The 8,335-nt window shown below is 38.8% G+C and carries 6 protein-coding genes and 1 tRNA gene; all 7 read left to right on the top strand.

All coding sequences use genetic code 11. The features are described 5' to 3' along the window. Position 1 precedes the first annotated feature (1 nt). Positions 2-90 (top strand) — tRNA-Ser (locus IE039_RS02715). A gap of 256 nt (positions 91-346) precedes the next feature. Then, positions 347-532 carry a nucleotide-binding domain-containing protein gene (locus IE039_RS02720; RefSeq protein ID WP_229782829.1) on the top strand — a complete coding sequence of 62 codons (186 nt, stop codon included), beginning with the start codon at positions 347-349 and terminating at the stop codon, positions 530-532. Between the two features lie 180 nt (positions 533-712). Next, on the top strand, positions 713-3,784 hold the full coding sequence (locus IE039_RS02725; protein WP_010003227.1) for a type I restriction endonuclease subunit R: 3,072 nt from the start codon (positions 713-715) through the stop codon (positions 3,782-3,784). Continuing rightward, positions 3,784-5,379 (top strand): type I restriction-modification system subunit M, encoded by a 1,596-nt coding sequence (locus IE039_RS02730; protein WP_010003226.1) that lies wholly within the window; start codon positions 3,784-3,786, stop codon positions 5,377-5,379. Before IE039_RS02725 ends, IE039_RS02730 begins: the two co-directional genes overlap by 1 nt. Then, on the top strand, positions 5,372-6,541 hold the full coding sequence (locus IE039_RS02735) for a restriction endonuclease subunit S (RefSeq protein WP_010003225.1): 1,170 nt from the start codon (positions 5,372-5,374) through the stop codon (positions 6,539-6,541). Before IE039_RS02730 ends, IE039_RS02735 begins: the two co-directional genes overlap by 8 nt. 21 nt (positions 6,542-6,562) lie before the next feature. Further along, positions 6,563-7,315 carry an EcsC family protein gene (locus IE039_RS02740; protein WP_189428690.1) on the top strand — a complete coding sequence of 251 codons (753 nt, stop codon included), beginning with the start codon at positions 6,563-6,565 and terminating at the stop codon, positions 7,313-7,315. A gap of 311 nt (positions 7,316-7,626) precedes the next feature. Then, positions 7,627-8,181 (top strand): SLATT domain-containing protein, encoded by a 555-nt coding sequence (locus IE039_RS02745; protein WP_010003222.1) that lies wholly within the window; start codon positions 7,627-7,629, stop codon positions 8,179-8,181. Positions 8,182-8,335 lie beyond the last annotated feature (154 nt).

Below are 8,335 nucleotides of genomic sequence, written 5' to 3' on the forward strand. Positions count from 1 at the left end.
TGGAGATATGGCACAATCTGGTACTGCAACGGACTCGAAATCCGTCGAGCCGCGTTTCGCGGTGTGCGGGTTCAAATCCCGCTATCTCCTTAAGGGTATGCTATATACCGTCAGAGTATGAAAAAAACGTTGATATATCAACGTTTTTTTATTTTCCATTACGTTAAATAACAGAAGAAAACATCCCACGCGGAGCCAAATTGTCGCCACGCTCAAATTTTCTTAACCTAACAGCTCAACCCTTTAGGATACTAAGAATTAGCCCCAAATACTCTTAACTTTTTCTGCTTCTTGATGTGATATTTCATCTAACAACGCATGATAGTATGTATGGATAATTTCCACAGTGTGGCCTGCAAGGTCACAATCATTAGAGCATGGTGAAATTTCATCTGGCGAAAAGTATCATATAGAGCCGTCTAACTTTACTGGAAATCATTTTGTTGAAATTTATGTCGTTTCGCAACAAACTGTCATAGCGAGAAATTATATCAAAGTTCCAATTGACGCTTTGAACGAATTTAATAAGTAATAGGTTCTCTAGAAACATTAAAATATCAAATATTTGGTGTTTATGTTGAATGATATGATGCTTATTTTTTGCTGGTTTCATGGCATAATATAAACAGTAACAAGTTGTGCCAAAATGTCACTGTTTATATCAACAGTGTATTGCATATTGGCTTGCTAATTTGATCTAAGGATATATTATATGCCATCAGAGCTATCAATTGAGAATCAACTTATCAGTATATTAGGTGAAGAAGAAAATCAGTGGCGTTATCGGCCGGATATTAAAACTGAAGACGACCTGTGGGCCAATTTTCGGAACCATCTGAATCGTTTAAACGCTGCGATTTTAGAAGACCAGGCGTTGACAGATGATGAATTTAATCGTGTCAAAGTCGAACTCGCACGTTTGACTAGTTCACCATTCTTGGCGTCACAATGGTTACGCGGTGAAAACGGCGTTGCGCAGATTTTGTTGGAACGTGATTTGGGTGATACGATAAGCCTTGAGGTACTCCGGAACAAGGATATTGCAGGTGGGACCTCAGCGTATGAAGTGGTGAACCAGATTGTCCCTAATACAGAACGTAGTACCCGTGGTGACGTCACGCTCTTAATCAATGGTTTGCCGATTATTCACATTGAGTTGAAAAAGGAATCAGCTAAAGATGGTTATATGCAGGCGTTCCATCAAATTCAACGTTATGCAGAGGATGGCTTTTTCAAGGGGATCTATGCTACGACACAGCTGTTTATTGTGTCGAACAAAGTCGATACCCGTTATTTTGCGCGACCAAGTATGGACAATGCCGCAGCTTTCCAACGCATGGAAAAGTTTTTGTTTAATTGGCGAACAGAGAATAATGTCCCTGTACCAGACCTTTTTGATTTTGCGCGGACAGTTTTACGTATTCCAGATGCCCATGAGTTAATTAGTCAATATACCATCTTAGTTGATGATCAAAAGAATCAAAAGTTCTTGATGGTTTTGCGTCCTTATCAAATTCATGCTATCCGTAAGATTCGACAACAAGCGGCCTTACATGAAGGTGGCTTCATTTGGCATGCGACTGGATCAGGGAAAACCATTACCAGCTTTGTCGCCACGAAACTATTGGCGCAAAATTCAGTCGGTGTTGATCGGACTGTCATGGTTGTTGATCGGACCGATCTTGATGCGCAAACACAAGATGAATTCACCAAGTTTGCGTCTGAGTACCATACGGGACAAACTTCAGGTACATCAGTGAACAATACACTCATTGTCGGGATTAAAAACCAACATCAATTGGCCAAGAGTCTATTGTCGCAGAAAAATAATAATACGATTCTGATTACGACGATTCAAAAGTTGTCAGCGGCGATGCGGACAGCACAGGCGGAAAGTGAAGAGACCGGTAGCAATCGTTTTGAAAAACTACGCAAAGAACACATTGTCTTTATTGTCGATGAAGCGCATCGGGCGGTCAGTGATGAAGAGATGCGTCGCATTAAGAAAATTTTGCCTAATTCTACTTGGTTTGGTTTGACAGGAACACCGATCTTTGAGGAAAACCAAAAGCAAGAAAACGGCACGTATGCACGGACGACGGCACAACAGTACGGTGATTTACTCCATGCTTACACCACTAAAAATGCGATGGATGATCAAGCCGTTCTAGGCTTCCAAGTGGAATATCATTCGCTGCTATCAGAAGTCGATCAAGAAGGAATCGTGGCACGCGCAAATAACAACCAGGTACCAGATGAGGTGATTGAGCAGGAGCGCTTAATACCGAATGACGTTTATGAAACAGATGAACACATTCGTGCGATGTTGCGTAAAATTTTTGATCGCCGCAGTATCGTTAAGAAATTCAAAGTGCAAAATGGTTTGCCAACCATGTCTGGTATTCTAACCACGCACTCAATTGCCCAAGCCAAGCGTATTTATCAAATTTTGCAAGAAATGAAGGCAGCTGGAACTTTAATTAATGGTCGACAATTCGATGAACGGCACCAGTTGCTGGATCCAGATTTTCCGCGAGTAGCAATTACCTTTTCCACGAACCCTGATCAACAGGATCAAAATGCTACTGATGATGAATTATTGACGATTATGGCCGACTATGCCAAGCAGTTTGATAGTACGCCATATACTGATGAGAAACTGTATAACCAAAACATTAACAAACGCTTGGCGCGTAAGGAGCGTCAGTATCAAACGGACGGCCAATGGCTAGATCTTGTCATCGTCGTAGATCGCTTGCTGACGGGTTTTGATGCACCAACCATTCAAACATTATATGTCGATCGTGAAATGAAGTATCAAAAATTGTTGCAGGCCTTTTCACGGACTAACCGGATTTATACCGGCAAAGACGCGGGTATGATAGTGACCTTCCGGAAGCCTGAGACGATGAAAGAGAACGTGGAAGCGACATTCCGCTTGTTCTCAAACGAAGATCAAAACTTTGAAGCACTCATCCCACGAGAATACCACGAAGTTCGTGAGGAGTTTGACACGCTGGTGCAAGACTACTTCCAAGCAGAGGTAGCACTGGATGAGAATCCAAATGACATTCCAACAATGATCAATCAAGTCCGTGCTTACCAAAAGCTGGAACAGAACTACCGCGCGTTGAAGAGTTATGATGAATTTGAAGAAGATGCTGAAGAATTGGCACCAATTACCAACCAACTCCCACAATTCCAAGGGAAAGCTGAAAATCTGAAAGCAGCCATTAAGACAGCAGCTGAAGATGAGGAAGAAACGTTGGATATCGACAGCTTATTGGCCGACATTATCTTCTCGTCAGACCTCAACGCGACGCATAAGGAAAAGGTTGATAGTTTTTATATCAATCATCTCCTTAAAGCCTTGCAGGCAAAAGAAGATGGGGCGTTGGCCAAGTTTGAGGCAGAAATTCAGAACAAAGATGAACTGGTACAACCTTTGTATCAAGATTTGAAAACGAAAATTCTGAATAGTCCGGAAACCATGGATGTTATCGCATTAAAAGAAGCGGCTATTCAAGCAAAAATTGATGCTTTAACGGAAGAACAGGTTCAAGCATTTGGCTTGTCGCGTGACTTTTTACGATCAGCGGTGAATGAATATCGGGCAGATAAGCAAGTGATTCCTTATCTGCCTGATCTAATCAAATCTATGACGATTTCAAAGACTGATTTTGAAGCCAAAACAGGTGAAAAATATCGTCGACACACGAAAGTCATCGAACAACAACTCAAGGATAAATTCGATATTATCCAAAAATGGAAAGAAGAACTTTAATGGCAACAGGATTAGAACAACAACTTTGGGCATCAGCGGATATTTTGCGCGGGAAAATGGATGCCAGTGAATACAAGAACTACCTATTAGGTTTAATCTTCTACAAGTATCTCTCAGATGCTGAATTACGCGAAGTGTATGAACAAGAAAATGGGGCGACAACAACTTACCCAGAACGTAGTGTGATGTACCAGTCCCTACTCGACTGGTATGAAGAAGATCCTGAAGAAGTCGCTGATATCATCAGACTTCAAAAAGGCTACTTTATTGCCCCTGATCAACTCTTTTATACGTATCGTCAGCAAGCTGATCGCTATGAATTTAACCTCACGGATTTACAAGCAGGGTTTAACGAACTGGAACGCCAAGGGGAACAATTCAATGGCTTGTTCGCCGACGTTGATTTGAACTCAACTAAGCTTGGGTCAAACGCCCAACAGCGTAACGTGACAATTACTGAAGTACTACGTGCCTTGGATGAAATCGAGTTGTTTGCCCATGATGGTGATGTGATTGGTGATGCCTATGAATACTTGATCGGTCAATTTGCTGCGAGTGCAGGGAAGAAGGCGGGGGAGTTCTATACACCACAAGCCGTGTCACGCATTATGTCTGAAATTGTTGCCATCGGTCAGGAAGACCGTGCGCCATTCCATATTTATGATCCAACGATGGGCTCTGGTTCGTTGATGTTAAATATTCGACGCTATTTGTCTCAACCACGCCAAGTGCATTATCACGGTCAAGAACTGAATACGACAACGTATAACTTGGCACGCATGAACTTGATCTTGCACGGTGTTGATAAAGATCGTATGAATTTGAATAATGGGGACACGCTAGACGCGGATTGGCCGACGGAAGAACCACATCAATTCGATGCAGTGGTGATGAATCCACCATATTCGGCAAAATGGTCGGCCGCTGATAAGTTCTTATCTGACCCACGCTTTGAACGTTTCGGTAAGTTGGCACCAAAGTCTAAAGCTGATTTTGCCTTTCTATTGCATGGCTTCTATCATTTGAAAGATACCGGGACAATGGCAATTGTCTTACCGCACGGTGTGTTATTCCGTGGGGCGGCAGAAGGCACTATTCGTCAAGCATTGCTGGAAATGGGCGCTATTGATGCGGTCATTGGGTTACCGGCTAATATTTTCTACGGCACAAGTATCCCAACCACGGTTATTATCCTGAAGAAGAATCGTGCCAATCGTGATGTCTTATTCATCGACGCGTCAAACGACTTTGATAAGCAGAAAAATCAAAATGTGTTATTACCAGAACATATTGAAAAAATTGTACAAGCTTATAAGCACCGAGAAAATATTGACAAATATACCCATGTCGCCAGTTTTGAAGAGATCAAGGAAAACGACTTTAACTTAAACATACCACGCTACGTGGATACCTTTGAAGAGGAAGAACCAATTGACCTCGTTAAAGTGAGCGAAGAACTGGCACAAGTTGAAGCCGAAATGGCCGCAACACAAGCAGAATTGCTCAAGATGATTAATGACCTAGCGGTTACAGATGAGAGCAAAGACATTATCGAAGCAACTAAGCGCATTTTGGTAGGTGATCAGCATGAGTGAGATGGTACCAAAGGTTAGGTTTTCGAGTTTTACTGACGATTGGGAAGAGCGTAAGTTGGGAGACGAAGTTCGAATAGTGATGGGACAATCTCCTAATTCAGAAAATTATACTGATGATCCTAATGATTATATTCTTGTGCAAGGTAATGCTGACATGAAAAATGGTCGTGTTTTCCCGAGAGTATGGACAACTCAAGTTACTAAACAAGCTGAAAAAGATGATCTCATTCTAAGTGTCCGAGCACCGGTTGGAGATATTGGTAAAACAGCTTATGACGTGGTTATTGGTCGAGGTGTTGCTGCTATAAAAGGTAATGAATTTATATTTCAAAATCTTGGTAAAATGAAGTCCGACGGGTATTGGACTAGATATAGCACTGGATCAACATTTGAAAGTATTAATTCTACTGATATTAAAGAAGCTATAATAAGTGTCCCTGCAATTGAGGAACAAAACAAAATCGGTTCATTCTTCAAGCAGCTGGATAACACTATCGCTCTTCATCAACGTAAGTTAGATTTGCTCAAGGAACAGAAAAAAGGCTTCTTGCAAAAAATGTTTCCAAAAAATGGCTCAAGAGTTCCAGAATTGCGTTTTTCGGGATTTGCTGACGATTGGGAACAGCGTAAGTTAAAAGATATTGCAAACTATAGAAATGGTAAGGCACATGAGCAAGTTGAAGATATTGATGGTCAATTTACAATTGTTAACTCAAAATTTATTTCTACCAATGGGAATGTCCAGCGGCATACCTACAAACAAGTAGAACCTCTGTTTAAAGGAGAGATAACTTTTGTTCTAAGTGACTTGCCTAATGGAAAAGCATTAGCTAAAGTTTTCCGGATAGATGAAGATAACAAGTATACTTTAAATCAACGTATTGCAGGAATCACACCTAAAAAAGGTACGGACTCAATATTTCTAAGTTATATTTTGAATCGGAATAGTTATTTTCTAAAATTTGATAGTGGTGTTTCTCAGACTAATTTATCAAGATCGCAAGTTGAAGGATTTACGTCAACATTACCTTGTTTTGAAGAGCAAACTGAGATAGGTTCATTCTTTAAACAACTCGACAACCTCATCACCCTTCATCAGCGTAAGTTAGACTTACTAAAAGAGCAGAAAAAAGGCTTCTTGCAAAAAATGTTTGTGTCATAAGATACTTAATAAATACGAAATATGAGGAAACTTCGTGTGGTAAAAATATTTGGTAATACTAATCAATCTGAACACCAGATTGACTTGAATCCTGACGATGTAAATTCATTAACTCATAGTAAGATGATGCAAACATTAGACTGGGCATATGAAAAGACAATGACAGGATTACCTGGACAAAAAAGTATTGATTTGCTAGTTCAAGATTATTTAACTAGATATGATCCTGAAACAGCAATAAACAAACTAGTGAATTTTCAAAAGGTTAAGGCAACAACCTCGGGCTTTTTAACTGGTTTTGGTGGAATTATTACACTACCAGTAACTATTCCAGCCAATGTTGCGTCAGTTATTTTAGTACAAATGCGAATGATTGCTGCAATTGCCACTATTCGAGATTATGATTTAAACAGCGATCAAGTCAGAACCTTTGTTTATGCTACTTTAGCGGGTACTTCTGCTATTGATATTACTAAAAAAACAGGAATAACAATTGGAGATAAGTTACTAGTTGGTGTCGTAAAAAGAATTCCCGGTAAATCGCTTCAAAAAATTAATCAGGCAGTTGGGTTCAGATTAGTTACTAAGTTTGGCACAAAAGGTGTTATTAACATGGGCAAAGCAATTCCAGTTGCCGGTGCAGTAGTTGGTGGTAGCTTTGATTATGCTACAACATCAGCAATTGCAAAAATGGCTAAAAAGACTTTTGCTAATGATGGGATTGATCTAGGCGATGGGACTCGAATCGATAAGTCTGAATTGAAAAAAGAGTAACCATAATGAGGAAAGATATCCAAATCAAGTCAGTCAACTAAACAACTGTTGGATGATTTGATTTCAAAAGAACTTAAATCTGAAGATGAAGGTTTTAAGTCTACATTGCCAGAGTGGTTTCGAATAGATTGGAAAATAATAGATCGCTAAATCAAATCAAAAACAATCCTCAGCGTCTTTAATAATATTTGTCTAAATCAATCATAATTGAGCTGGGTTCTATGATGCAATTACGAATTTAATGGATTACTCAAAATTTTAGTATAAAATATATTGTGTTAATTTGAAATTATTGAATAGGTTACTTTAATATGGAAAACAAATATAAATCAGTGGAATCGTTAATAGAAGATGCCATTGATGACCTCAAAAGAACTCGTACGAATCGTATTTCAAAAAGTGAGCGTTTCAAATCATACAACTCGAAGTGGAATACTCTTTTTTTCATAACAAATATAGGAACAATAATAGCAATATTGGTTACATATACTAATATTGAAGCATCTGAATTATCAATATTTATTACTAATTCGTTTTCTATATATTTAATTCTTTTGCAGTATTTTCTATCTACATTAGATTATAGCGCTCGAGCATTAAAATTACATTATGAACAACTTGAAATTAATGAATTGCGAATGCAGTTAAAATTACTATTGGTTTCCGAAAGACCAGATAAAGCCATTGAGTTTAGGCATTTATTCGAGAAATATAGTATCAGTTTGAAAAATAACGAAAACCATGACGCTTATGATGACAATAGGAATAAAAAATGTGATATGACTTCTGACAAGATTTTTTTAAATTCAAATTTCATATTTATAATCATTATTATTGTATTGTTTGTTATATCTATTTTTCTATGAGCACAATGCTACACAATCTTACTAAGTATTTATATGACCAGAGCATTAGGATAATAATAGATAGATTAATAATCGTTTATTAAAACGGCAGATTGCAAGAAATAACTTGAACGAATTTAGTGACGTAGATTAAGTAAGAAGATCTCGATTGGTG

Origin of the sequence: Leuconostoc lactis KCTC 3528 = DSM 20202 (assembly GCF_014651235.1) — a bacterium.
Taxonomy (GTDB): domain Bacteria; phylum Bacillota; class Bacilli; order Lactobacillales; family Lactobacillaceae; genus Leuconostoc; species Leuconostoc lactis.

Bases quoted from the DNA above. Each gene is read 5' to 3' on its own strand.
- IE039_RS02730 (WP_010003226.1), top strand. From the start codon at position 3,784: ATGGCAACAGGATTAGAACAACAACTTTGGGCATCAGCGGATATTTTG.
- IE039_RS02745 (WP_010003222.1), top strand. From the start codon at position 7,627: ATGGAAAACAAATATAAATCAGTGGAATCGTTAATAGAAGATGCCATT.
- IE039_RS02725 (WP_010003227.1), top strand. From the start codon at position 713: ATGCCATCAGAGCTATCAATTGAGAATCAACTTATCAGTATATTAGGT.
- IE039_RS02740 (WP_189428690.1), top strand. From the start codon at position 6,563: ATGAGGAAACTTCGTGTGGTAAAAATATTTGGTAATACTAATCAATCT.
- IE039_RS02735 (WP_010003225.1), top strand. From the start codon at position 5,372: ATGAGTGAGATGGTACCAAAGGTTAGGTTTTCGAGTTTTACTGACGAT.